The 23,499-nt window shown below is 64.1% G+C and carries 21 protein-coding genes; 10 read left to right on the forward strand and 11 right to left on the reverse strand.

The annotated features are described in order from the left end of the window. Positions 1-20 precede the first annotated feature (20 nt). The 3 genes from ubiG (at position 21) to XpruCFBP8353_RS14645 (ending at position 2,236) form a co-directional block, all read left to right on the forward strand. The gene (ubiG, locus tag XpruCFBP8353_RS14635) at positions 21-740 is read left to right on the forward strand and encodes a bifunctional 2-polyprenyl-6-hydroxyphenol methylase/3-demethylubiquinol 3-O-methyltransferase UbiG (protein WP_101363866.1); all 720 of its coding nucleotides are present in this window, start codon (positions 21-23) and stop codon (positions 738-740) included. Positions 741-813: 73 nt separating this feature from the next. Next, a complete protein-coding gene (locus tag XpruCFBP8353_RS14640; protein ID WP_101363867.1) occupies positions 814-1,518 on the forward strand; it encodes a phosphoglycolate phosphatase in 705 nt (234 codons plus the stop codon). A 28-nt stretch (positions 1,519-1,546) separates the two neighbouring features. Continuing rightward, positions 1,547-2,236, forward strand: coding sequence for an isoprenoid biosynthesis enzyme family protein (locus XpruCFBP8353_RS14645; protein WP_101363868.1), 690 nt, complete (start codon positions 1,547-1,549; stop codon positions 2,234-2,236). A gap of 156 nt (positions 2,237-2,392) precedes the next feature. Here XpruCFBP8353_RS14645 and XpruCFBP8353_RS14650 read toward each other — a convergent pair. Beyond that, positions 2,393-4,035, reverse strand: a 1,643-nt coding sequence (locus XpruCFBP8353_RS14650; protein WP_249027455.1) for a glycoside hydrolase family 28 protein, incomplete at its 5' end; no start/stop codon positions are given. A gap of 322 nt (positions 4,036-4,357) precedes the next feature. Further along, positions 4,358-5,539 carry a putative acyl-CoA thioester hydrolase gene (locus XpruCFBP8353_RS14655; protein ID WP_101363870.1) on the reverse strand — a complete coding sequence of 394 codons (1,182 nt, stop codon included), beginning with the start codon at positions 5,537-5,539 and terminating at the stop codon, positions 4,358-4,360. A gap of 437 nt (positions 5,540-5,976) precedes the next feature. Here XpruCFBP8353_RS14655 and XpruCFBP8353_RS14665 point away from each other — a divergent pair, with 437 nt between their 5' ends. The 3 genes from XpruCFBP8353_RS14665 (at position 5,977) to XpruCFBP8353_RS14675 (ending at position 8,031) form a co-directional block, all read left to right on the forward strand. Next, positions 5,977-6,480: a pyridoxamine 5'-phosphate oxidase family protein gene (locus XpruCFBP8353_RS14665; RefSeq protein WP_207759645.1), complete on the forward strand. Its 504-nt coding sequence runs from the start codon at positions 5,977-5,979 to the stop codon at positions 6,478-6,480. A 278-nt stretch (positions 6,481-6,758) separates the two neighbouring features. After that, a complete protein-coding gene (locus tag XpruCFBP8353_RS14670) occupies positions 6,759-7,049 on the forward strand; it encodes a hypothetical protein (RefSeq protein ID WP_101364014.1) in 291 nt (96 codons plus the stop codon). A gap of 202 nt (positions 7,050-7,251) precedes the next feature. After that, positions 7,252-8,031 (forward strand): nuclear transport factor 2 family protein, encoded by a 780-nt coding sequence (locus tag XpruCFBP8353_RS14675; protein WP_101363872.1) that lies wholly within the window; start codon positions 7,252-7,254, stop codon positions 8,029-8,031. Between the two features lie 129 nt (positions 8,032-8,160). Here the strand turns inward: XpruCFBP8353_RS14675 and eutC are convergent, their stop codons facing one another. The 6 genes from eutC to yidD form a co-directional block, all read right to left on the reverse strand. Beyond that, complete coding sequence (gene eutC, locus XpruCFBP8353_RS14680; protein WP_101363873.1) at positions 8,161-8,982, reverse strand: ethanolamine ammonia-lyase subunit EutC; 822 nt, start codon at positions 8,980-8,982, stop codon at positions 8,161-8,163. Then, a complete protein-coding gene (locus XpruCFBP8353_RS14685) occupies positions 8,979-10,391 on the reverse strand; it encodes an ethanolamine ammonia-lyase subunit EutB (protein WP_101363874.1) in 1,413 nt (470 codons plus the stop codon). The genes eutC and XpruCFBP8353_RS14685 overlap by 4 nt, the downstream gene beginning before the upstream one ends. Beyond that, positions 10,388-11,752: an ethanolamine permease gene (eat, locus tag XpruCFBP8353_RS14690; RefSeq protein WP_101363875.1), complete on the reverse strand. Its 1,365-nt coding sequence runs from the start codon at positions 11,750-11,752 to the stop codon at positions 10,388-10,390. Before eat ends, XpruCFBP8353_RS14685 begins: the two co-directional genes overlap by 4 nt. Before the next feature lie 624 nt (positions 11,753-12,376). Beyond that, on the reverse strand, positions 12,377-13,216 hold the full coding sequence (locus XpruCFBP8353_RS14695) for a M23 family metallopeptidase (RefSeq protein ID WP_162301059.1): 840 nt from the start codon (positions 13,214-13,216) through the stop codon (positions 12,377-12,379). Beyond that, entirely contained in the window at positions 13,216-14,565 is a 1,350-nt protein-coding gene (locus XpruCFBP8353_RS14700) for a dihydroorotase (protein ID WP_101363877.1), read from the reverse strand. The genes XpruCFBP8353_RS14695 and XpruCFBP8353_RS14700 overlap by 1 nt, the downstream gene beginning before the upstream one ends. Next, positions 14,562-14,852, reverse strand: a complete 291-nt coding sequence (yidD, locus tag XpruCFBP8353_RS14705) for a membrane protein insertion efficiency factor YidD (RefSeq protein WP_162301060.1) — start codon at positions 14,850-14,852, stop codon at positions 14,562-14,564. Before yidD ends, XpruCFBP8353_RS14700 begins: the two co-directional genes overlap by 4 nt. A gap of 84 nt (positions 14,853-14,936) precedes the next feature. On the opposite strand from yidD, the gene dksA reads away from it, so the two are divergent. Beyond that, positions 14,937-15,965: an RNA polymerase-binding protein DksA gene (gene dksA / locus XpruCFBP8353_RS14710; RefSeq protein WP_101363878.1), complete on the forward strand. Its 1,029-nt coding sequence runs from the start codon at positions 14,937-14,939 to the stop codon at positions 15,963-15,965. 669 nt (positions 15,966-16,634) lie between these two features. Here the strand turns inward: dksA and XpruCFBP8353_RS14720 are convergent. The 3 genes from XpruCFBP8353_RS14720 to cysS form a co-directional block, all read right to left on the reverse strand. Next, a complete protein-coding gene (locus tag XpruCFBP8353_RS14720; protein ID WP_101363880.1) occupies positions 16,635-17,885 on the reverse strand; it encodes an MFS transporter in 1,251 nt (416 codons plus the stop codon). Continuing rightward, positions 17,882-18,319: a SufE family protein gene (locus XpruCFBP8353_RS14725; protein ID WP_101363881.1), complete on the reverse strand. Its 438-nt coding sequence runs from the start codon at positions 18,317-18,319 to the stop codon at positions 17,882-17,884. Before XpruCFBP8353_RS14725 ends, XpruCFBP8353_RS14720 begins: the two co-directional genes overlap by 4 nt. Before the next feature lie 303 nt (positions 18,320-18,622). Continuing rightward, a complete protein-coding gene (gene cysS / locus XpruCFBP8353_RS14730) occupies positions 18,623-20,047 on the reverse strand; it encodes a cysteine--tRNA ligase (RefSeq protein ID WP_162301061.1) in 1,425 nt (474 codons plus the stop codon). A 176-nt stretch (positions 20,048-20,223) separates the two neighbouring features. Between cysS and XpruCFBP8353_RS14735 the strand changes: the two genes are divergently transcribed. The 3 genes from XpruCFBP8353_RS14735 to XpruCFBP8353_RS14745 all read left to right on the forward strand — a co-directional run bounded on the left by XpruCFBP8353_RS14735 (position 20,224) and on the right by XpruCFBP8353_RS14745 (position 23,363). Beyond that, positions 20,224-20,712, forward strand: coding sequence for a hypothetical protein (locus tag XpruCFBP8353_RS14735; RefSeq protein WP_162301076.1), 489 nt, complete (start codon positions 20,224-20,226; stop codon positions 20,710-20,712). A 309-nt stretch (positions 20,713-21,021) separates the two neighbouring features. Next, a complete protein-coding gene (locus tag XpruCFBP8353_RS14740) occupies positions 21,022-22,047 on the forward strand; it encodes an N-acetylornithine carbamoyltransferase (protein WP_101363884.1) in 1,026 nt (341 codons plus the stop codon). Positions 22,048-22,118: 71 nt separating this feature from the next. After that, positions 22,119-23,363 carry an argininosuccinate synthase gene (locus XpruCFBP8353_RS14745; protein WP_101363885.1) on the forward strand — a complete coding sequence of 415 codons (1,245 nt, stop codon included), beginning with the start codon at positions 22,119-22,121 and terminating at the stop codon, positions 23,361-23,363. Positions 23,364-23,499: the final 136 nt, after the last annotated feature.

Raw genomic sequence — 23,499 nt, forward strand, 5'->3', positions numbered from 1 at the left:
CCGCATCACGGAGCCTCCGCATGAATTCGAATTCGCAACCCACGTCCGGCAATTTTCATCAGAGCGAGCTGGATAAATTCGCCGCGTTGGCCAACCGCTGGTGGGATGCCGACGGCCCGCAGAAGCCGCTGCACGCGCTCAATCCGGTACGGCTGGACTATGTATCGGCGCGGCTTGGGCTTGCCGGTGCGCGTGTGCTCGATGTCGGCTGCGGTGGCGGCCTGCTCAGCGAGTCGATGGCGCGTCTGGGCGCGCAGGTCACCGCAATTGACCTGGCACCGGAGCTGGTCAAGGTGGCGCGTCTGCACAGCCTGGAATCCGGCGTGCAGGTCGACTATCGCCTGCAATCGGTGGAAGACCTCGCTGCCGAACAGCCGGGCAGTTTCGATGCGGTGACCTGCATGGAAATGCTGGAGCACGTGCCGGACCCGACCGCGATCATCCGCGCCTGCGCCAGCCTGCTCAAGCCTGGCGGCACGCTGTTCCTGTCCACGCTCAATCGCACCCCGGCCGCATTCGCGTTGGCTGTGGTCGGCGCCGAATACATCGCGCGCCTGCTGCCCAAGGGCACGCATCACTACAAGGATTTCATAAAGCCGGCCGAGCTTGCCGCGTGGTTACGCAATGCCCAACTGCAGCTTGAAGACGTCAGCGGCATGCTCTACGAGCCATGGCGCAATCGCGCACGTCTGTCCTCGCGCACCGAGGTGAATTATTTGGCTTATGCGGTGAAACCGTGATGGGCGAGGATGCAAGATTTGGGGTATGGGATTCGCAACGGCACTTGGTAGGGGGCTCTATGGTCTCGGTGGCATGCCGGACGGTACGCAATTGACGACAGATGTTGCTGTTGGGAGTTTTCCGCAGGCGGTGTTGTTCGATCTGGACGGCACCTTGCTCGACAGTGCGCCGGATATGCTGGCGACGGTCAACGCGATGCTGGATGCGCGTGGCCGTGCGCCGATTGCGTTGGCCTCGTTGCGTCCAGTGGTCTCGAAAGGTGCGCGTGCGATGCTCGGCGTGGCCTTTGCCGAGCTCGATGCCGAAGCGTGCGTTGCACTGGTACCGGAATTCTTGCAGCGCTACGAAGGCGTGATCGGCACGCAGTCGCAGCTGTTTGACGGTGTCCAAGAGATGCTGGCGCGGCTGGAGAAAGCCGGCTGCGTCTGGGGCATCGTCACCAACAAGCCCGAATATCTGGCGCGCCTGATCCTGCCGCAGTTGGGCTGGGAGCAGCGCTGCGCGGTGTTGATCGGCGGCGACACGTTGTCAGAGCGCAAGCCGCATCCGTTGCCGCTGCTGGTGGCCGCCGAACGTATCGGCGTTGCGCCTGCGCAATGCGTGTATGTCGGCGACGATGAGCGCGACATTCTGGCTGCGCGCGCAGCGGCGATGCCTTCGGTCGCCGTGTTGTGGGGTTATCGCCTGGACGCGGACGACCCGTCGCGCTGGCAGGCCGACGTACTCGTCGACCAGCCGCAGGCGCTTTGGAATGCGGCAACGTGGCCGCAGATCTGATCTCTCTTCGTTTTTTTCTGGACCCGCCATGAGCCAATCCAGCGCCCTCGACAGTTTTCTCGACAAATGGGCAACCCGCTGGCCGGAATGGGCGGTTGCCGAACCGTTCGTTCCCGAACAACAACGCCGCCTCGCAGCCGCTTGGTTTGCATTGCTGCAGGAATGGGAAGACATCATGAATATCGCCGGCGACTCGTTGCCCGCCGATGCCAAGCTGGCATGGTGGCAACAGGAACTGCGCGACTGGTCGAATCAACGCTCGCGGCATCCGCTGGGGCGCGTGCTGGAGCCAGTGCTTGCGCCGTGGGCACAGCTGGCCGACGCCTTGCCGGCGATGCAGGCTGCACGTGTGCAGCCACAGTCGCTGCAGCATGCGCTGGAGGCACTGCGCACATTCGCCGAGGCCGTGGTTGCGGTGGAAGCAGTGCTCTTCGCACGGGCGCGGCCTGGCGATGCCACTGCGGTGGCGGTGCAATGGCTGGACGCACGCCAGCGCGTGGCCGGTGACAGCGCCGCGCCAGGCGGCGTCACCACTGTTGCCTGGCGCACGCAGCTGCTACGTGCGTGGCCGCGCAAGCCGGCATTGGCACGGCCGCATCGGGTGTGGTCGCGCCTGGCACGGTTGCGTCTGCAGCGCGAACTGGGCGGCAAGCCTGCCTACCCGCCGCCGGTGCAGCAGCTGTGGCATAGCTGGCGCGCAGCTAGCGGCGCGGACTGAGCGCAAGCCGCAACGTGCAAGCGCACTAGTGTGTCCTGCGGGCTGCTGGACAGACCCGTTGCATTGTTGGGTTTGGACCGATGGCTTGCTGCGACCGGCAGAGCGCAGCAAGCGTTGCATCGGCATGTGATTGCCTTAGCGCTCAGCACGCTGGATTCAAATCGGCGAATCCGGCAGCACCGAGTGATAGGCAATGAAGGCGTCATTGCATTGCAGTGGCGTGCCCGGGCCGGGTTTGCCCTGTAGCTGCACATCGTTGGGCACCGATTCGGTCAGCTGATCGTAAAAGCTCACCGGTCCGCCCTTGAAGGTGAAGTGCGTCGCGCCCGGGTTGCTCGCAGGCCCGCCGAAATGCGGCTGCGCGAAGCTCACCTTGCCGCCTTCCAGCATGACATTGTCCAGCGAGATGGTGATCGGCCGGGTAGTGCCGGCATCGCGATACCCATAGAAACTCAGTTCGCCGCCACCCAGGGTGGTCGAACCCAGCGAATGCACGTGACTGAGCGAAATGCCGTTGAACTGAGGGGGCGCGGCGCGGGTGGCCGGATTGGCGTAGTTGGCATCGAACACCAGTGGCCGCGCAACCCCGCGCATGCAGATGTTCTCGAAGCTGATGTCGTAGACCTGGCCGCCGCGGGAGGCGTCGGACTTGATGCGCAGGCCATTGGCCGAGTAGGGATCGCGCTGCGCATCGTTGGCGTTGAAGCCGTCGATGCTCAAGCCGCGCACGGCGATATGGCGCATGCCCGAATCGGTTTCGCTGCCCAGCGAAAAGCCATGGGTGTAGTAGAACTGATTGTAGGCGAACAGCATGTTTTCCGAGGCGATGCTGCGCTTGCTGTTGGCGTGCGCCTTGATCGCCACACCGTCATCGCCGGTGCCGATGTACGAGTACGCCAGCAGCACATTCTTCGACTGGCCCGGGTCGAAGCCATCGGTGTTCTTGGCAGTCTCAGGCGTGAAGCAGGTCGCGTGCGGATTGACGTCCGGGGTGCTGCCTGCCGGGCATCGGTAGCCGGGACGCGAATAGACCAGGCTGGGCGCCAGAATCTTGATGCCCCACGCGGTCAGGCCCACCACGTTGTCGCTGATGACATGGAAATTGGGCGAGTTCTCCAGGGTGATGTCGTACAAGGTGACGCCGGTGCTGTCGTCGATCTGCAGCAGGCGCGGCACGTGCTGGCTCAAGCCCTTGGTGACGTTGAGATAGGCAAGATCCCACCAGCTGGCCTTGCCGGCATTGGGCCCGGCAGTGAGCGTGCTGCCGCCACGGCCGTCGATCTTGCCGGCGCCGACAATGGCGCTGTTGGCCGTGTCGGAGAGATGGATCAGCGGACTACACGACTTGGCTTTGTCGCTGGTAGCGGTGCCGCAGGTGCCCAGGCCGTTGTCGTAGTCCTGCGGATTGCGCGAGCCGAACAAGGTGACGCCGCGGTCGATCCATAGCGTGACCCCGCTCTTGATGGTCAGCGGCCCACTGAGCACGCCGGATTCGCCGGCATCGCCGGGGACAAGACGCACTGCGCTGCCGGCAGGGCAATCGTCGATGGCCGCCTGCAGGCGCGCGGTATCGCGCTTGGAGTGGGCCGGATCCTGATCCAGCGTGTCCAACGAACCGGCCACTGGCATCAATGCGGCTTTTAGCGTGGCGCAGATCTGCGTCGGCAAGCTCGGCTGCTGGACCACGCCCCAACGAGTGGAGATGCTGTGCGCGGTGTCGGGCACATCCTGCCCGTGCGGCCGCGCTGCGCCGGCCTGCAGACTTGTGATGCCGAACACGGCGAGCGTCAGTGGTGCGANGCCGTGTCACCGTGACTGGTGCGCCGGGCTTGCAGTGCAGGTATCGATGTTGCGACGTCGATTGCGCAAGGGAGCGGCAAGCCTGGCGCCTCATGTGGTCGGCTGACGTCGGAGGGGCGAACTCGACGCCGCGTCCCCGAAGTCATCAATGCAGTGACCATTCCATTCAAGCGTTGCCATCGGGCAAGCGGATGCGCGGTAAACACCATCGCCTGTTGGCAGACCGCATCACGCGGATTTCCAACAGGCGATGAGTGCGGCGCCACACCGAAACGTTGCTGCCAGGGCGCTGCAAAAAAACGCAGCTGTCGTGGCGATTGGTCAGTCGGCGGCCCCGGCTCCGGTATTGCCGTACTCGTAAAAGCGGTTCGCCGAATTGGTGCAATTGCTGCTGCAATACGGTCGGCTGACCGTCGATGCATTCCATGGTGCGGTCTTGCGGATATGGCTGCCCAGGGTTGAATCACGCACCGTCACCTGGCCGTTGGGCGATGTGCCGTTGACGTAGGAGCTCAGGCTGCCGACGCCTTCGTCCCAGGCACGTCCAAGATAGGTGTTGTTGTCCGGAGAGCCGGAGACACCGGTAAAGCTGCTGTTGATCGCCAGAAAACCGTAACTGCTGCCGGGCCGCGTGCTGGGTGCGAAAATATAGCCGCCGCGGCTGCTGCCCAGGCGTGCGCCGGTGGAACGGATGGTGGCACCATCGAAAACGCCGACACCGGAGCCGAAGATGAAATCGACATCACCCTCGATGGTGCTGCTCTTGAAATAGGCACGGATCACATCGGACGCACTGGTCGCGCTGATCAACAAGGTGTCCTGGTTGCCGGTAACCAAGACATCTTGGAAGTTGGCCTTGTCGCCTCGCACTGCCAGCGCCACCGCGGATTGATTGTTGTCGGTGTAGGTGCCTTCCACATAGTTGTTGTCCACGCGTAAGTGGCGCGCCTCGAAATTCGCCGCGCGCACCGTGACCGTCGCGCTGTTGGAGGTGCCCACCGTGGTGGCCGACGCATTGCTCGCACACGGGTGGCTTGCGGTACCGGCGGGCTTGGGAGTGGGGTTGGCGTTGTTGAAGCGGATGATGGTGTCGCCGGTATTTGTACCCAGCCCGAACAGCGTCAGCGGTGGCGCATTGCTCGGCACGCAGACCAACTCGGTGTAGGTGCCCGCCTTGATGCTGATGTAGCGACGCGTCTTACCGCCTGCAGCGACGGCAGCATCGATGGCAGATTGCACGGTGCGGTAGCGCGTGGAGCCGTCGGCTGCCACCGCATAGTCGGCACTGAGCAGTGCGACACCGGCGGTGGGGTTCCAGTTGTCGGTCACCAATGCGTTGATCGGCCCGGCCTTGGCCAAGGCTTTGGCGACCGTGTAAGTGCTTGCTTCGCTGCTGGTGAGTTGCGGTCGCGTGGCAGTGCCGGTCAGTGCCGTTGCAGTGGCGCTAACAAGGCTCAACACTGCGGCAGCGAGACAGGTCGTACGGATGTGCGATGCAGACATGTGGTGGCGCTCTCTCTCTCAGAAGGGGACGCGTGCGCAACGCAATACGCGGCAGATGCCAGGCGATCCAGGAGCGACCAATCCGCCTTAGCGCGCTCGCCTGACAGGCAATCGCAACAGCGTTCGGCCGCTTCAGGTTGCCAAGCAATGCAGCGCAACTGCAACGAGGGCCGTTGCCATGCGCGGTGATCGTGCGTGCCGCATGAGCGGCCGGCTGATCCTACTGCGGTGTTCGTTTTTCGGCTGGTGAGGGATGCGTCAATGTGCTGGATCTGCGAGTTGGTCACGCTTTGCAACGCGATACTGTCGCAACCGGCTGCGCGCAGGAGCAAAAGATATTGCGGGTGCACAATTGCAGCGGCGTTCGGCAGCTATGCATGTCCTCACATGCCGTGGGCGCGTCGCCTCTCAGACTGACCTTTCCGCGTACGACGCGCATGTCAGGAATCGAGATGGCAGACAGCAAAGAGTTGCAGGAAAAATTCTGGAAGGCGCTCAAGTCCGATCGCACCGTGATGCTGGGCCTGGACGGTGTCGAAGACGGTCACGCGCGCCCGATGACTGCCCAGATCGAAGGCGATAGCGGTGGCCCGATCTGGTTCTTCACCTCCAAGGACAATGCCTTGATTTCGATGCTGGGGCAGGGCCGTCGCGTCATCGGCGCCTTCAGCAGCAAGGGCCATGATTTGTTTGCCAGTATCAGCGGCTCGCTGATAGAGGACACCGATCCGGCCGTGGTCGAGCGTTTGTGGAACCCGTACGTCGCGGCATGGTACGAAGGCGGCAAGGGCGATCCCAAGTTGGCGCTGTTGCGTCTGGACGCCGACCACGCACAGATCTGGCTCAACGGGTCCAGCCTGCTCGCCGGCATCAAGGTGTTGTTCGGCGTGGACCCGAAGAAGGATTATCAAGACGAGGTGGCGGACGTCCCGCTGCGTTGATGTCAACGCGCACATGCGGCCCACCTGGCCGCCTGTGCGCGATGATGTCCTTGCACGGTGGTCATCGGCGTGCACCGACAGCGCGTGTAGCGCTCGCATGGCGTTACAGCATGGAAGCGCTTGGTGGGGCGGTCCGCGCGATGTGCCAGTCGGCGCCCTGTTGCACGCGCCCACGCGGGGCTGATCTGCGCTTCACCGGCTCACAACAGCGGACGGCGCAATGATCGTCTTCCAAGGCACAGCGCGCCTGTGTCGCAGTGCTCAACCAGGAGACTGACATGCAGCAGATCGAAATCGGCCAGATGATATTTTTGCGCGACGGCGAGGTTGGCGTTGGCGCGGTGCGTGAGATTCGCCACGACGGTGCCGAGCTGGTGATCAATATCGAGAACGGTGGCGATTTCGTGCTGCCGGCATCGGCGGTACGCGATGTGCATTCCGGCAAGGTAGTGCTGGATGTCGATCGGTTACCCGAGAACGTGCGCAATGTACTGCGTCATGTGCATGACAGCGAGCTGCAGACCAGCACGTATGCCGCCAGCAATCCGCACGATGGCGCGCTGCTGTAAGAGTCATGTGCATCGATGATGCAGGTTGCCGTGCGCTTGATCACCGAGCTGCGGAATGGATGCGCAGTTGGCTGTCGACGCAATGCATGTTGCATCGCGATCCGATCGCTCAGGTCGGCGGCCATTCGGCAGGGTGACTTCCGGGCGGCGCCAGATGCTCGGCTAATGTTTACCGTCGGACTCCACCATCGCGGGATCCGGTATGAGATTCGTCAGTTTAGCCATCGCCGTGTCGTTGCTTGCCGCATTCGACGTGGGTGCATTTGATTCGCCAGCGACCACCGCATCGGGCGAGGAACGCGAGGTGCGAGAAGCCGATACACGATTCTGGGCCGCCTACAACGCCTGCGACATGGATGGCATTGGCGCGCTGGTCACCGCGGACATCGAGTTCTACCACGACAAGACCGGACTCACGACCTCACGTGCGGCCGTGGTCGATTCCTTGCGCAAGGGGCCTTGCGCCGATCCGGCATCGCGATTGCGACGCGAGCTCATCGATGAAAGCCTGGCGTTCCATCCGCTCAAGGACGGCTATGCGATCTTGTCGGGCCGCCACCGTTTCTACGTGCACCGGCGCGATCAGCCAGAACGCCTGGATGGGCAAGCCGATTTCACCACCGTGTGGAAACGCGACGGCGGGCGCTGGCGCATGCATCGCGTGCTCAGCTACGCGCATGCGCCGGTGGCGTATGTGCCTGCCTCTGTCACGGTCATGCTGCCGGCCGCGACCCTGGCGCGCTATGCCGGCAGCTACCATTCGGATCGCGCCGGCAACATTGCGGTGACCGTCGATGGAAACCATCTGAAACTGGTTGCCGGCAGTTTCGTGGCCACGCTCTATCCCGAATCGACGACGCGTTTCTTTGCGATCGAGCGCGATATCCGCTTCGATTTCGAGATGAACGATGGTGTGCATCCAACATCGCTGGCCGTTTACGAGAACGGAGTCGTCACTGAGCGGGCACTGCGCGAAAGGTGATCGCACGCAGGTTGTCATCGGCCTGTCCACATCCCCAGGCTCGCGGCAAGGCTTGTTATGCGTGACGCGGGGTAAGCACTCGGCTAACTGCCTTGCTCAAGACCGATTCCATATCCGTCGGCCAGAACGTCACGCATCCGGCAACAGGAACGTGCGTGGAGCGGCATCGGCAGGCCCGGCCGACGGCAGCGCCGGTTGTTCTGCTTCATCCTTGAGTTGCACACCGGACAACTTGCGGCGGAACGATTCGCGCAACACAAACGCAAGTTTATGCGTGGCATCGGCGTAACTCAGTCCTTCGGCGCGGATATTGGAGATGCAGTTGCGGGCGGCATCGGTCAAGCCGACGCGCGGCGTGTAGGTGAGATACAGGCCGAGACTATCGGGCGAACTCAGCCCCGGCCGCTCGCCGATCAAGACGATCACGGCGCGCGCGTCGAGCAGCTCGCCGACCTCGTCGCCAATGGCGACGCGTCCTTGTGCAACCAGCACGACCGGTGCCAACGACCAGCCTTGCTGCACTGCCAGGGCATCGATCTGTTCGAGCATGTTCGCCGCATGCCGATGTACCGCCAACGCAGAGAGCCCGTCAGCGACCACCACCGCGACATCATGCCCGCCGCCATGAACGGCGGTGAGTCCGCGCAGATGCGTGGCAGCGTCGTCGGCCAGGCGACGGCCCAGATCCGGGCGTTGCAGATAGGTGTGCCGGTCCGCCGCAGCGCTGTGCAACAGAATGCTGCGGCGCCCGCGTTGTTCCAGCGCGGCCTGCAGCGGCGCCGGGTCGAATGCCAGATGCACCGCATCGCGCGCCTGCGCGTGCGCCAGCTGAAAATCCAGATGGGCTGCGGTGGGCAGGCTGGTACCGACCCGTCCGAGGGCGATGCGCGCAGGGGTGAGCTGGCGCAGTTGCGCCCAGGCATCGTGCGGGGAGGCTGTCGGCTCGCTCATTGCGGCGTCCCGCTGGGGAAGTGCGACAGCGCGTGGCGAAATGCCGCTGGCACCTCGCTGCCCAGTGCAAACCGTCCGTCCTCGTGCAGTCGCAGGATGCCTTGCTGCTCCAGCCATTGCTCGAATTCGGGCGCCGCTCGCAGGCCAAGCGCCTGACGCGCATACAGCGCATCGTGGAATGAGGTCGTCTGGTAGTTCAGCATCACATCGTCCGAGCCGGGAATACCCATGATGAAATTGATGCCGGCGGTGCCGAGCAGGGTCAGCAAGACATCCATATCGTCCTGGTCGGCTTCGGCATGGTTGGTGTAGCAGATATCGCACCCCATCGGCACGCCAAGTAATTTGCCGCAGAAGTGATCCTCCAGCCCGGCACGGATGATCTGCTTGCCGTCGTAGAGATACTCCGGGCCGATGAAGCCGACCACGGTGTTCACCAGCAACGGTTTGAACTGTCGTGCTACTGCATAGGCGCGCACTTCGCAGGTTTGTTGATCAACGCCGTGATGCGCATTGGCCGACAGTGCGCTGCCCTGGCCGGTTTCGAAATACATCACGTTGTCGCCGACACCGCCACGTCGCAGCGACACGCCTGCCTCATAGCCTTCCTGCAGCAGCGCCAGGTTGATGCCGAAGCTGGCATTCGCCGCCTCCGTGCCTGCGATGGACTGGAACACCAGATCCACCGGTACGCCGCGGTTGATTGCCTCGATGGTGGTGGTGATGTGCGCCAGCACGCACGACTGCGTGGGGATCTGGTAGCCGGTGATCACCGCATCGAGCATGCGCAACAACGCAGTGGTGGCCGCCAGGCTATCGCTTGCCGGGTTGATGCCGATCACCGCATCGCCATTGCCGTACAACAGCCCGTCGAGCACGCTGGCGGCAATGCCGGTGGCGTCGTCGGTGGGATGATTGGGTTGCAGGCGGGTGGACAGCCGCCCGCGCAACCCCAAGGTATTGCGAAAGCGCGTGACCACGCGGATCTTCTGCGCTACCAGGATCAGGTCCTGCACGCGCATCAGCTTGGACACGGCGGCCACCATTTCCGGAGTCAGTCCGGGTGTCAGTGCGGCCAGCGCGGTTGCGTCGGCTTGCGCGCTCAGCAACCAATCGCGAAAGCCACCGACGGTGAGGTGCGCGACAGTGGCGAATGCGTGGGTGTCGTGCTGGTCGACGATCAGCCGGGTGACTTCATCGGTGTCATATGGCACCACCGCTTCATCGAGGAAATGGCGCAACGGCAGATCCGCCAGCGCCATCTGCGCCGCCACACGCTGTCGCTCCGAGTCGGCCGCAAGCCCGGCCAGTTGATCGCCCGAACGCGCCGGCGTTGCCTTGGCCAGCAGGGTCTTCAGATCGGCAAAGCGGAACTGCTCGCCGCCAACGGTGCATGCAAAGCCGCTCATCTGCTGTTGGCCGCAGTCGAGGCCTGGCTGCGCAGGCTCAGCACGCAGCACAGCGCGCCGAACAGCAGCAGGCCGACGAAGATCAACGCCACGATCGGGTTGAACCACACCATCGCCACCAGACAGACCAGCGCCAACAGCAGTGCGATGGCTGGTACCACTGGGTAACCCGGCGCGCGGAAGCTCCGCTCCAGACCGGGTTCGGCGCGGCGCAGCTTGAACAGGCTGAGCATGCTCATCACATACATCACGATCGCGCCGAACACCGACATGGTGATCATTGCCGCAGTCAACGACATGTCCTGGATCTTGACCACGCTGTCGCTGCAGATCGCGGCAATGCCGATGACGCCGCCGGCCAGGATCGCGCGATGCGGGGTGCGGAACCGCGACAGCTTGGCCAGTCCATGCGGCAGGAAGCCGGCACGCGCCAACGCAAAGAATTGACGTGAATAACCCAGGATGATGCCGTGGAAGCTGGCCACCAGGCCGAACAAGCCGATCCACACCAGCATGTGCAACCAGGTGGAACTGTTGCCGACCACCGCCTTCATCGCCTGCGGCAGTGGATCGTTGATGTTGGAGAGCTGGCGCCAGTCGCCGACGCCGCCGGCGAACACCATCACCCCAAGCGCCAAGATCACCAGCGTGAGAATGCCGGCGATGTAGGCGCGCGGAATCGTGCGCTTGGGATCTTTGGCTTCTTCGGCTGCCATCGCTGCGCCTTCGATCGCCAGAAAGAACCAGATCGCAAACGGAATCGCCGCAAAGATTCCCGAAATGGCCGCCGGTCCGAACACGTCGCTGCCGGCCCAGCCATTGGCAGCGAAGCGCGCCACGCTGAAACCCGGCGCCACCACACCCATGAAGACCAGCAGTTCGATCACTGCCAGCAACGTCACGATCAGCTCGAAGGTGGCCGCAATCGCCACGCCGACGATGTTCAAGCTCATGAAGACCAGGTACGCGCCGATCGCTGCGATGCGCGGATCCAGCGTGGGGTACTGGACATTCAGATAGGCCCCGATCGCCATCGCGATGGCCGGTGGCGCGAAGACGAATTCGATCAAGGTGGCCAGGCCCGCCAGCATCCCGCCATAGGTGCCGAACGCGCGCAGGCTGTAGGCGAACGGCCCGCCGGCATTGGGAATGGCGGTGGTCAGTTCGGTAAAGCTGAAGATGAAGCAGGTGTACATCACCGCAACCAACAACGTGGTCACCAGAAAGCCGAGCGTGCCGGCGGTGCCCCAGCCGTAACTCCAGCCGAAGTACTCACCGGAAATGACCAGCCCCACGGCGATGCCCCACAGTTGCCAGGTGCCCAGGGTCGGTTTGAGTTGCTCGTTACGCATGTCGCACATCTCCTGCAGTCGGGGGAGGGGAGATGAAGCACGCCCGCCGCGGAAGCGAAGGACCGACCGTCACCAGCCGAGCGGCCACATGCAGCGACGCTCGACGGTCGGTCCGGTTATACCCCAAAGCCCGTTGGCGAACACAAGCACAACGGGTAGGTCGCCGCTGACTGGGTTGTGCAGCGTTTCGGCGCAACGGCCGGCTGCGGGATCGGACCATCGAGCGTAAGCCCTTCTCCTACGCCAGAGGGGCGGGGTGAGGGGACGGCCGCTCGTCAGGCTCACCGCCGTCGAGCGCCCACGTGCACACAACCAAGCAACGCACCGATTACCGGCATGTGCCGACACGAGCGTCGCAAGCGCATCCGCACATCGTCGATGACGTTGGTGACACGCTAACGAACGCCTGCAGGCCGACAGCGACGGCATACCGGGTAAGTCGCGGGCTACGTGCGTTTTCGCTAGCCGATCACTTGGCTAGGCCTGCGTCTACCCAGCGGTCGTCACGCGCATTCACTTACCGCGCGCAAGCACCAACATCGGCTTGACCGGCTATCGCGCCGTGCAGCAAAGAAGCGCAGCAACATCTCTCGTCCGCGCCACTGCACATCAGAACGGCAATCCCCGAACGCGTTACTTCGTCCGCTCGAGCACCAACAACGGGTCGATTCGCACATCGAACCAATTCATTCCCCAATGCAGATGCGGCCCGGTCGCGCGGCCGGTGGCACCGACGGCCGCGATGACCTGGCCTTGCTCGACCCGATCACCCACCTTCACGTCGATGCGCGACAAGTGCAGAAAATTCGAGCTCACGCCAAAGCCGTGATCCAGCAGCACCGTGCCACCGGTCAGATATAGATCGGGTGCTGCGAACGTCACCACGCCGGCGGCCGGTGCTTTCACCGGCGTACCGGTGGGCACGGCAATATCCATGCCCGAGTGGCCAGCACCGGGCTGGCCGTTGTATACGCGTGCATTGCCGAAGCGGCCGCTGATGCGACCTTGCACCGGCCAGAGAAAGGGCTGAGCAAAATCCGTGCGCGCGTCATCGCGATCACGCGCCGCTGTGACCTGCGCCTGTTCGCGTTTGATGCGCGCAGCAATGTCGGCCGGTGGATTGACCGTCTTGGGCGGCACGCCATTGACGCGCTCCACCGGCCAGTCGCGCGGTGTCACTGCAATGCTGACGGTCTGTGTGCTGCCATCGGGCTGGATGATCCGTACCTGCAATGGCCCGGTGGCATCGCGGCCAATACCGAACACCACGCTGCCATAACCACTCACACGCAGGGTGCGGCCGGCGTACTGCACCTTGCTGCCCGCCGGCACCTTGCCGATCACCAGCGCACCTTGCGAGGCGCTTTGCGGAAACACGACATCAGCCGCGGGGGCTGTTTGCGCCTCAGCGTGGCCAGCAACCAGCGACACGGGTGCCAGGATCAACCAAGCACCCAACAGGGGGGCGCGCATCAGCGGTCGAAGGTCAGGCGCTGGCCGGCAGCGCTGCCCACCAACTGCTCGCCGTCCCATACCTGCTGGCCATTGACCCAGGTTGCGGCAATGCGCGAACGGAAGGTGGTGCCTTCAAACGGCGACCAGCCGCACTTGGACAACACCTGCTCGCGCTTCACTGTAAACGGCGTGTTGTCGATCATCACAAGATCGGCGAAGTACCCTTCGCGCAGGAAGCCGCGTTCTTCCACATCGAACAATTGCGCGGGTGCATGCGCGAACTTCTGCACGATGCGGGTGATCGGCAGCTTGCCTTCATGCACCAGCTCCAGCGCCGCGACCAGCGCGTACTGCACCAGCGGCAGGCCCGATGGCGCCTGCGCATACGGCTTCTGCTTTTCTTCCCAGGTGTGCGGGGCGTGGTCGGTGGCCAGCACGTCGATGACGTCTTCGGCCAGCGCATCGATCAGTGCCAGGCGATCTTCGGCGTTCTTGATCGCAGGATTGCACTTGATCAGATTGCCCAGCCGCGCGTAATCGCTGCGATCGAAGCGCAGGAAGTGGATACAGGTCTCGGCGGTGATGCGCTTGCGCAGCTTGCCGTCGGCATCCACCAGCGGGCCGGCTTCGAACAACGACAGCTCGTCGGCGGTGGAGATGTGCAGCACATGCAGGCGGGTGTTGTGCTTGCGCGCCAGCGACACCGCCAGTTGCGACGACTTCAGACAGGCTTCGCGTGAACGGATGTCCGGATGCATCTCCGGGGTCAGCGCATCGCCGTATTTTTCCTTGTACTGCGCCATCGTCGCATCGATGGTCGGGGTATCTTCGCAGTGGGTGATGATCGGCGTGGGCGCGTCGCGGAAGATGGCGTCCAGCGTTTCCGGGTTATCCACCAGCATGTTGCCGGTAGAGGCGCCCATGAACACCTTGATGCCCGGTGCGGTCTTGGGGTCCAGCGACTGGATGTGGGCCAGGTTGTCGTTGCTGGCGCCCATGTAGAAGCCATAGTTGGCCCAGGCGCGCCCGGCGGCCGCATCGTACTTGGCCTGCAGCGCAGCGGCGTCCAGGGTCGGCGGATTGGTGTTGGGCATGTCCATGAAGCTGGTCAGGCCACCAGCGACAGCGGCGCCGGATTCGGTCGCGATGTCGCCCTTGTGCGTCAGGCCCGGCTCGCGGAAGTGGACCTGGTCATCGATCATCCCTGGCAGCACCCAGCGTCCGGCGGCGTCCACAACGGTATCGCCAGGGGCAGGGGTGATCTTGCTGCCGATCTTGGCGATGCGGCCGCCCTCGATCAGGAGATCAGCGTCGAACTCCTTGCCTTCATTGACCAGGCGGGCATTGACGATGACGGTTCGGCTCATGGATGAGGTCCTTTGCAACTGCAGGAAGAAGAGGGGGCGGAGGCGGGCGCGTCCGGCACTGGATCGAACCCGCCCGGATGGAAGGGATGGCAGCGGCCGAGCCTGCGTGCGGCAAGCCAACTGCCGCGCAGGGGGCCGAAGCGGCCGATGGCGGTCATCGCGTACTCCGAGCAGCTGGGCGCAAAACGGCAGCGCGGCCCGAGCAAGGGGCTGATGAACAGCTTGTAGAAGCGCAGCAGCGCGATGAGCAGGCGTGAGATCACTTGCCAATGATATGCCACTTGCATTAATAGGTGGTTGCCGGGGGTCCGCGGGGTACGTTATAAAGGCCCGCTTTCCCGGGCCCCGGGGGAACCAAGGATGAGCGTTTCGTGGCTGCTAAAAAACCTGCAAAAAAGGCCGTAGAGGCCGCCAAGAAGTCCGCCAAACCCGTTGCGAAAAAGGCAGCGGCGCCTGCCACTGCGAAACCGGCCGCCAAGCCGGCGACCAAGCAGCCGGCTGCCAAAAAGGCACCTGCGAAGAAGGCCGCTGCCAAGCCGGCGCCGGCTTCCAAGACCGCCGCGTCCGCAGCCCCCAAGCCAGTGAAACCCCTCGCCAAGGGTGCTGCCAAGCCGGCGGCGAACAAGAAGGCAGCTCCGGCTGCCGCCAAACCGGCTGCCAAGCCGGTGGCGTCAAAGTCCGTACCGAAGCCGGCCACCAAGCCGGCTCCGGCCAAGTCAGTCCCGGTCAAGGCTGAAAAGCCCGCGCCCGCACCGGCCCCCAAGGCCGTCCCTGCGAAGCCGGCAAAGCCTGCGACCCCGCCACTCAAGAATCCCGTGCCCGTTTCGAAATCTTCCGCAAAAACGCCAACCAAAACCGAAGCCCCCGCCAAGCCCGCCGCGACCCGTCCGGTCGGCAAGGTGGCTGTGGCCGTGACTGCCAAGTCCTCCAGCCCGACGCCCAAGACCAAGTACAAGGTGGTCGAGTACAAGACCGACGAAGCGACCGGTCGCCCGATCCTGCCGCAGGGCTACAAGCCTGCTGCGGACGAGGAGTACATGAACAAGTTGCAGCAGGAATACTTCCGTCAGCGCCTGCAGAGCTGGCGTAACGAGATGGTGGAGGAATCCAAGCAGACCATCGAAAACCTGCGCGAAGAAGTGCGCGACATCGGCGACGAAGCCGAACGCGCCACGCGTGAGACCGAAAACTCGCTGGAACTGCGCGCCCGTGATCGCGCACGCAAGCTGATCTCCAAGATCGACAGCACGCTCAAGCGTCTGGAAGACGGCGACTACGGCTACTGCGTGGACACCGGCGAAGAGATCGGTCTGGACCGCCTGGAAGCGCGTCTGACCGCCGAGCGCACGATCGACGCCCAGGAGCGTTGGGAGCATCTGCAGAAGCAGCAGGGCGACTAATCGTACGTCTGGCTCACTGAAAGACCCCGCCATGCGCGGGGTTTTTTATGGTCGTTTGGCTGGGTGCATCGGCGTAGGGTCGGCCGCAACGGCGATACCGACGTGTGGCGGCCCAAAAGCGCTCGGGCGCAGGAGCCAGCCATGCAGCGAGCAGCAGTGTGATGGATGATGATGTGCGTGCTGGCTTGCGCAGTGGCGCACGCGGCACCGCCAGTACCACAGTAGATGCCGGAACCGAGCGCGCCGCAGGCGCTTCCCGGTGCGCTGGCGGACGTGCGACGCGCAGTACATCGATCCTGCCATGGCGCAGCGCGTTGCGGCGCAATGCTGTACGCGTCGACTACGCGGCTATCGCCGACCCTGCTGCATTGGTGAAACGGCTGACAGAGGACGTCCGCGCGCGGTCTAGCACGACGGTCATTTCTGGATGGAGTGCCATCCCGAGGGGCGCGACAACGTCGCTTTCGACCAGATCGAGCGGATGCCGGGCAATGTGGGTTATTCAATTCATGTGTAGTGGGATAGGCCGCGCGACGCGGTCGCGCGCATTTGCATGTGCCGCGACGGCGCCTGATCTTCTGTTACGTGAGTGCTGCCGGTCGCACGGGATCTTGTTGTTCCACCGACGCTAGCAGCGAGCAAGCGCAAACACTCACGCCGCCGCTCAGCTCATTGCAGATCGCGCAGATCCAGCTTGCGCAGGCGCGGCGCCTTCCATGCGGTGGTGGCCACCACGCCTAGAGTGACGCAGCCGCCGATCACCACGGCTGGCACCAGGCCGACCAGGCGCGCCATCACGCCGTCGTAGAACGCGCCCAGCTCGTTGGACGAGCCGATGAAGATGCCGTTGATCGAAGAGACGCGCCCACGCATGGCATCAGGTGTAGCCAGTTGCAGGATGGTCTGACGCACCACCACCGACACGCCGTCGCACATGCCGTACACCAGCAGGATCGCCGCCGACAGCCAGAAGTGGCGCGACAGCCCGAAGGCGATGGTGCATAGCCCGAAGCCAGCGACCGAGAGCAGCAGGACGCGCCCAGCGTTGCGCTGCAGCGGGTGCCGCGCCAGCCATATGCCGACCACGATCGAGCCCAGCGCCGGCGCGCCGCGCAGGATGCCCAGGCCTTCCGGGCCATAGTGCAGGATGTCGTGGATGAAGGCCGGCAGCATCGACACCGCGCCGCCGAGCAGCACCGAAAACATGTCCAGCGCCATCGCGCCCAGCATGATCTGGTTGGACAGCACGAACTGCGCTCCTTCGGCAATGCTGCGGAAGATCGGCGCACGGGGACCCTCGCTGACCGGCTCGCTGACGCGCAATAGCGCCAGTGCCAGGATCGCCAGCATCGCCACGCTGGCGGCCACGCCGTAGGCGAGCCCCTTGCCGCCCCAGCCCACCAGCACGCCGCCCAGCGCCGGGCCGATCACCATGCCGGCCTGGAAGGTGACGCTACCGATGCTGGCGCCACGCGCGAATGCTTCGCGCGGCAGCGCCCGCGCAAACAAGGCGTTGTAGACCGGCGACAGGAACGAGCGCGCCGCGCCGGTCAGGGAGATGGCGGCATAGATCGGCCATACGCCTTTCACCGGCAACCAGCCTTGCGTGATCGCCAGCAACAGCAACGCGGTGGCGGTCAGGCCCAGTACTGCGACCATGCCCAGCCGGCGGCGCGGCAGGTGATCGACCAGGTAGCCGGCAAACGGGGCGATGCAGAAGAACGGCAGGATTTCGGCCAGGCCGATCAGCCCGAGCGAAAGCGGATTGCCGGTGATTTCATAGATATGCCAGCCAACCGTCACGGCGACGATCTGGTACGACAGCATCGCCGCCACGCGGTACAGCAGCACCAGACCAAAGCCTGGATGGGCAAACAGCGTGCGCAGCGAATCGGCGGGCGAGGGTGTTGGCGTGCTCACTGCTGCGCGCGCGCGGTGTCGCGAATGAAGGCGAGCATTGCGGCCACCCCGTTGCTGCGGGTCGGCGACAGATGCTTGGCCAGGCCGATCCCGGCGATGTAGTCCGGCTCGGTCGCAAGGATCTCTTGCGCGCTACGCCCGGAATACACGCGTAATGCGAGATAGATCAGCCCGGAGACAATGGCCGAATCGCTGACGGCATGGAAGTCGAGTCGCTCGGCATTGCCTTCCGGCACGATCCAGACCATCGACTGACAGCCATGCAGGCGGTGTTCTTCGGTCTTCCAGTGTTCCGGGAAGGCGGGCAACTTGCGGCCGAGATCGATCAGGTACTGGTAGCGCTCGGACCAGTCGCCGAAGAAGGAAAACTCCTCGGCAATGGCGGCTTGCGCGTCGGCGGCAGTGGGTTCGAGCGGGAAGGGGGTGGTGGTCATCAAAAATCCAGAATCGGTTGGTGATAGCGCTGCCGGCGACACCGCAATGGTGCCCCTCTCCCTTCGGGGCGAGAAGGCGCGGTTTGCGCGCCACTGGCGCGCGTGCCGTTGGAGCGCCCGCGCCGCCCGCGCGGGCGGAGCGGCGGCGGGGGTAGGGGCGAGGCCTCGCTGGAGTTCGATGCGGGTGGCTTCGCTCATCTCTCAAAAAACGATACACGTGGCTTCGCCCGCACCCTCATCCGCCCCGTTGCGGCACCTTCTCCCGCGCGCGGGAAAAGGAATCTGACGGACGCAGGCAAGAGGTCAGCTGCGCTTCCAGCGCACGCCTTGCGGGGTGTCTTCGAGCACGATGCCTTCGTCTGCCAGTTGCTTGCGGATGGCATCGGCGCGGGCGAAATCCTTGGTTTTTTTCGCCGCGCTGCGTTCTTCCACCAACGCGGTGATGCGCGCATCGTCGCCAGCGTCGGTGCCGCGCGAGAACCATGCAGCCGGGTCCTGTTGCAGCAACCCCAATGCCATTCCCGCGCCCAGCAATTTTGTGCGCACCGCATGCAGCTCGGTCATACGTGCCGAAGGTTCGCCGGCATGAACCAACTCGTTGCGCAACGCGCGCGCTTCCGACGCGATGCTTGCCATGACGGACAAGGCGAGCGGTGTATTGAGGTCGTCATCCAGAGCGGCCTCCACCTCGGCAGGAATCGTCTTCGATCCCCCTGCATCGCTGCCGCCATCGGCTTCCAGCGCAGCCAGATCCCGCAACGTGCCATACAACCTGTCCAGCGTGTTCTTGGCCTGCTCGATCAAACCATCCGACCAATCCAGCGGTTGACGGTAATGGGCGCTCAGCAGCGCGTAGCGCAGCGCTTCGGGCGGATGCCTGGCGATCAGGTCGTGCACGGTTTCGATGTTGCCCAGCGACTTGCTCATCTTCGCACCGCTGAAATTGAGCATGCCGTTGTGCAGCCAGAACCGCGCGAAGGTGGCGCCGCCATGCGCGCATTCGCTCTGCGCAATCTCGTTTTCGTGATGCGGAAACTGCAGGTCCACGCCACCGGCATGGATGTCGATGGTGGGGCCGAGATGCGCCGCAGCCATCGCCGAGCATTCAATATGCCAACCCGGGCGGCCGCGGCCCCAGGGCGATTCCCAGCCGGGCATGTCGTGGCTGGAGGGCTTCCACAGCACGAAGTCGCCGGGATCGCGTTTGTACGGCGCCACGTCCACGCGCGCGCCGGCCAGCATTTCGTCCGGGTCGCGCCGCGAGAGCTTGCCGTAACCGTCGAAGCTGGACACCGAAAACAGCACGTGGCCTTCTGCGGCGTAGGCATGCCCATTGGCGATCAGCTGCTCGATCATCGCCACGATGTGCGGGATGTGTGCGGTGGCCTCCGGTTCGATGTCCGGCGGCACTACGCCGAGTGCCGCCATGTCCTGCCGGTAGATCGCGGCGAAACGGTCGGTGATCGTCGAGATCGGCACGCCTTGCGCCTGCGCGGCGGCGTTGATCTTGTCGTCCACGTCGGTGATGTTGCGCGCATAGCGCAGCGCACCGTAGCGACGACGCAGCAACGCGGCCAGCACATCGAACACCACCGGGCCACGGGCGTTGCCGATATGCGCGTAGTTGTAAACGGTGGGACCGCAGACATACAGGGTGGGGCTGGACGGATCGAGCGGCGCGAACGGTTCGAGCCGCCGTGTCAGGTTGTTGTGCAGGCGCAGGCTCATCGGCATCCGAAACAGGGCAATCGCGCGATTCTAGCTCGTTGCGGCGGGATGACGAATCGCCAGGCGACAATAGCGACCGGATGGGCTGCGTTCAGCCCAGGCTGACGCAAGCTCCATACACTTACGTACTGCTTGGCTGCGCCTCCCTGGTACTGATGCGACCTTCTCCATTCTTGATGCTGCTGTGTACGTTTGCCTGGCAGGTAAGTCCAGCGCATGCGGCAGAGACCGAGCCCAGGAACCGGGTGGTGGTGATCGAGAACGTGAAGCTGGATTACGCGCAGGTGCTCAACGTCGAGCCGGTCTACCAGACGCTGCGCGCCACCCGAATCGAAGAACAATGCGAAGCCGAGCAGGCGGCACAGGTCGCTCCGGCCGAAGACGAGGGCCGCATCAACCGCATGGTGGATTCGGTCAAGGAAATGTTCTCACGTCGGCCCGAACCGCCCGCGCCCGCCGCGGTGCCGCCGACCAGCACACGGCGCAACTGCAAGGTCGTGGAGGTGCCGCGCGAGTTCCGGCGCCCGATCGCCTTCGATGTGGACTACGTCTACAAGGGCACCAAGTACCGCTCGCGGCTGCCGGAAGATCCGGGCAACCGGCTGCGCATCCGGGTGTCGGTGACCCCGTACATTCCCGACGCCATCGTCGCACCGCCGCGCTGAGGCGCAGGGCGGTTGCGCCGTGCTCGCATGCATGCGAGGATTCGCGCCCTATGCAAGCAATCCCCTTTCAGCACGACACCAGCGCCGCCCGGATGGCCTCCGGCATTACCTCGCGTGCCCGCCGACCGGAATCCCACATTTTCGCTGGGTAACCGGGGCGTTTTGCTGTCCGTTCTGAAGACCCAGCCCACAGGCTGGGTTTTTTCGTTTTGGCGTCACAAAAGTTTCAACCGCAAGAAACGCGCATGTCGCGCACCCCGTCGCTCCTGGCGGACCACGCAGCAGAAGCACGCAGCAAAGGATCGATCGATGTCACTGAAGCACTTCTTGAACACCCAGGACTGGAGCCGCGCCGAACTGGACGCGCTGTTGACCCAGGCCGCGTTGTTCAAACGCAACAAGCTGGGAAGCGAGCTGAAGGGCAAGTCGATCGCGCTGGTGTTCTTCAACCCCTCCATGCGCACCCGCACCAGCTTCGAGCTGGGCGCGTTCCAGCTGGGTGGGCATGCGGTGGTGCTGCAGCCGGGCAAGGATGCGTGGCCGATCGAGTTCAACCTGGGCACGGTGATGGATGGCGACACCGAAGAGCACATCGCCGAAGTGGCGCGGGTGCTGGGGCGCTATGTCGACCTGATCGGCGTGCGCGCGTTCCCGAAGTTCGTCGACTGGTCCAAGGACCGCGAAGATCAGGTGCTGAAGAGCTTTGCCAGGTATTCGCCGGTGCCGGTGATCAATATGGAAACCATCACCCACCCGTGCCAGGAGCTGGCGCATGCGCTGGCGCTGCAGGAACACTTCGGCACGCCGGATCTGCGCGGCAAGAAGTACGTGCTGACCTGGACCTATCACCCCAAGCCGCTCAACACCGCAGTGGCCAATTCTGCGTTGACCATCGCCACCCGCATGGGCATGGACGTGACCCTGCTGTGCCCGACCCCGGATTACATTCTCGATCAGCGCTACATGGACTGGGCGGCGCAGAATGTGGCCGACAGCGGCGGCTCGCTGCAGGTGAGCCATGACATCGATAGCGCCTACGCCGGCGCCGATGTCGTCTATGCCAAGAGCTGGGGCGCGTTGCCGTTCTTCGGCAACTGGGAACCGGAAAAGCCGATCCGCGACCAGTACCAGCACTTCATCGTCGACGAACGCAAGATGGCGCTGACCAACAACGGCGTGTTCTCGCATTGCCTGCCGCTGCGTCGCAACGTCAAGGCGACCGATGCAGTGATGGATTCGCCCAACTGCATCGCCATCGACGAGGCCGAAAATCGCCTGCATGTGCAGAAGGCGATCATGGCAGCCCTCATAGGCCAGGGCCGTCAGGATTCGTGATTGGGGATTTGGGATTCGCCACGGCGAATCTGGCTCCCGCTCCTATTTCGTCAACTTCTCAAGAGACCCCCATGTCGCAGCTGACCGCTTCCACCACTCCCGAATCCCCACTCTCCAATCCCGGCAGCAGGAAGGACATCGTCCTGGCGTTTTCCGGTGGTCTCGATACCAGCTTCTGCATTCCGTATCTGCAGGAGCGCGGCTATGCGGTGCACACCGTGTTCGCCGACACCGGCGGTGTGGATGCCGAAGAGCGTGACTTCATCGAGAAGCGCGCCGCCGAGTTGGGCGCGGCCAGCCATGTCACCGTCGATGGTGGCCCGGCGATCTGGGAAGGCTTCGTCAAGCCGTTCGTGTGGGCGGGCGAGGGCTACCAGGGCCAGTATCCGCTGCTGGTGTCCGACCGTTATCTGATCGTCGATGCCGCGCTCAAGCGCGCCGAAGAGTTGGGCACGCGCATCATTGCGCACGGCTGCACCGGCATGGGTAACGACCAGGTGCGTTTCGACCTGGCGGTGAAGGCGCTGGGCGATTACCAGATCGTCGCGCCGATCCGCGAGATCCAGAAGGAACACACCCAGACCCGCGCCTACGAGCAGAAGTATCTGGAAGCGCGCGGCTTCGGCGTACGCGCCAAGCAACAGGCCTACACCATCAACGAAAACCTGCTCGGGCTGACCATGTCCGGCGGTGAGATCGATCGTTGGGAAGCGCCGGGCGAGGGTGCACGCGGCTGGTGCGCGCCGCGTAATGCGTGGCCGACCGAAGCGCTGACGGTCACGTTGAAGTTCGTCGAAGGCGAAGCCGTGGAGCTGGACGGCAAGCCGCTGCCAGGCGCCAAGATCCTGGCCAAGCTCAACACCTTATTTGCGCAATACGGCGTAGGCCGCGGCGTGTACACCGGCGACACCGTCATCGGCTTGAAGGGCCGTATCGTGTTCGAGGCGCCGGGACTGATTTCGCTGCTCACCGCGCACCGTGCGCTGGAAGATGCCGTGCTGACCAAGCAGCAGAACCGCTTCAAGCCGGACGTGGCGCGCAAGTGGGTGGAGCTGGTGTATGAAGGCTTCTATCACGACCCGCTCAAGACCGATATCGAGGCGTTCCTGAAGTCCTCGCAGGCCAAGGTCAACGGCGAAGTGACGCTGGAAACCCGCGGCGGCCGCGTCGATGCGGTGGCGGTGCGCTCGCCGCACCTGCTCAACACCAAGGGCGCGACCTACGCGCAATCGGCCGACTGGGGCGTGGAGGAAGCGGAAGGCTTCATCAAGCTGTTCGGCATGAGCTCGACGCTGTACGCGCAGGTCAACCGCTGAGGTGACCTCCGCAGGCAGGGGCCATGTTCCTTCTCCCGCGTGCGGGAGAAGGTGGCGCACGGCGCCGGATGAGGGCGACGAGCTGCATGCCCCCATCCGCCCTGTCGGGCACCTTCCCCCGCAGGCGGGGGAAGGG

The sequence above is a fragment of the Xanthomonas prunicola genome, assembly GCF_002846205.1.
GTDB classification, from domain to species: Bacteria; Pseudomonadota; Gammaproteobacteria; order Xanthomonadales; family Xanthomonadaceae; genus Xanthomonas; species Xanthomonas prunicola.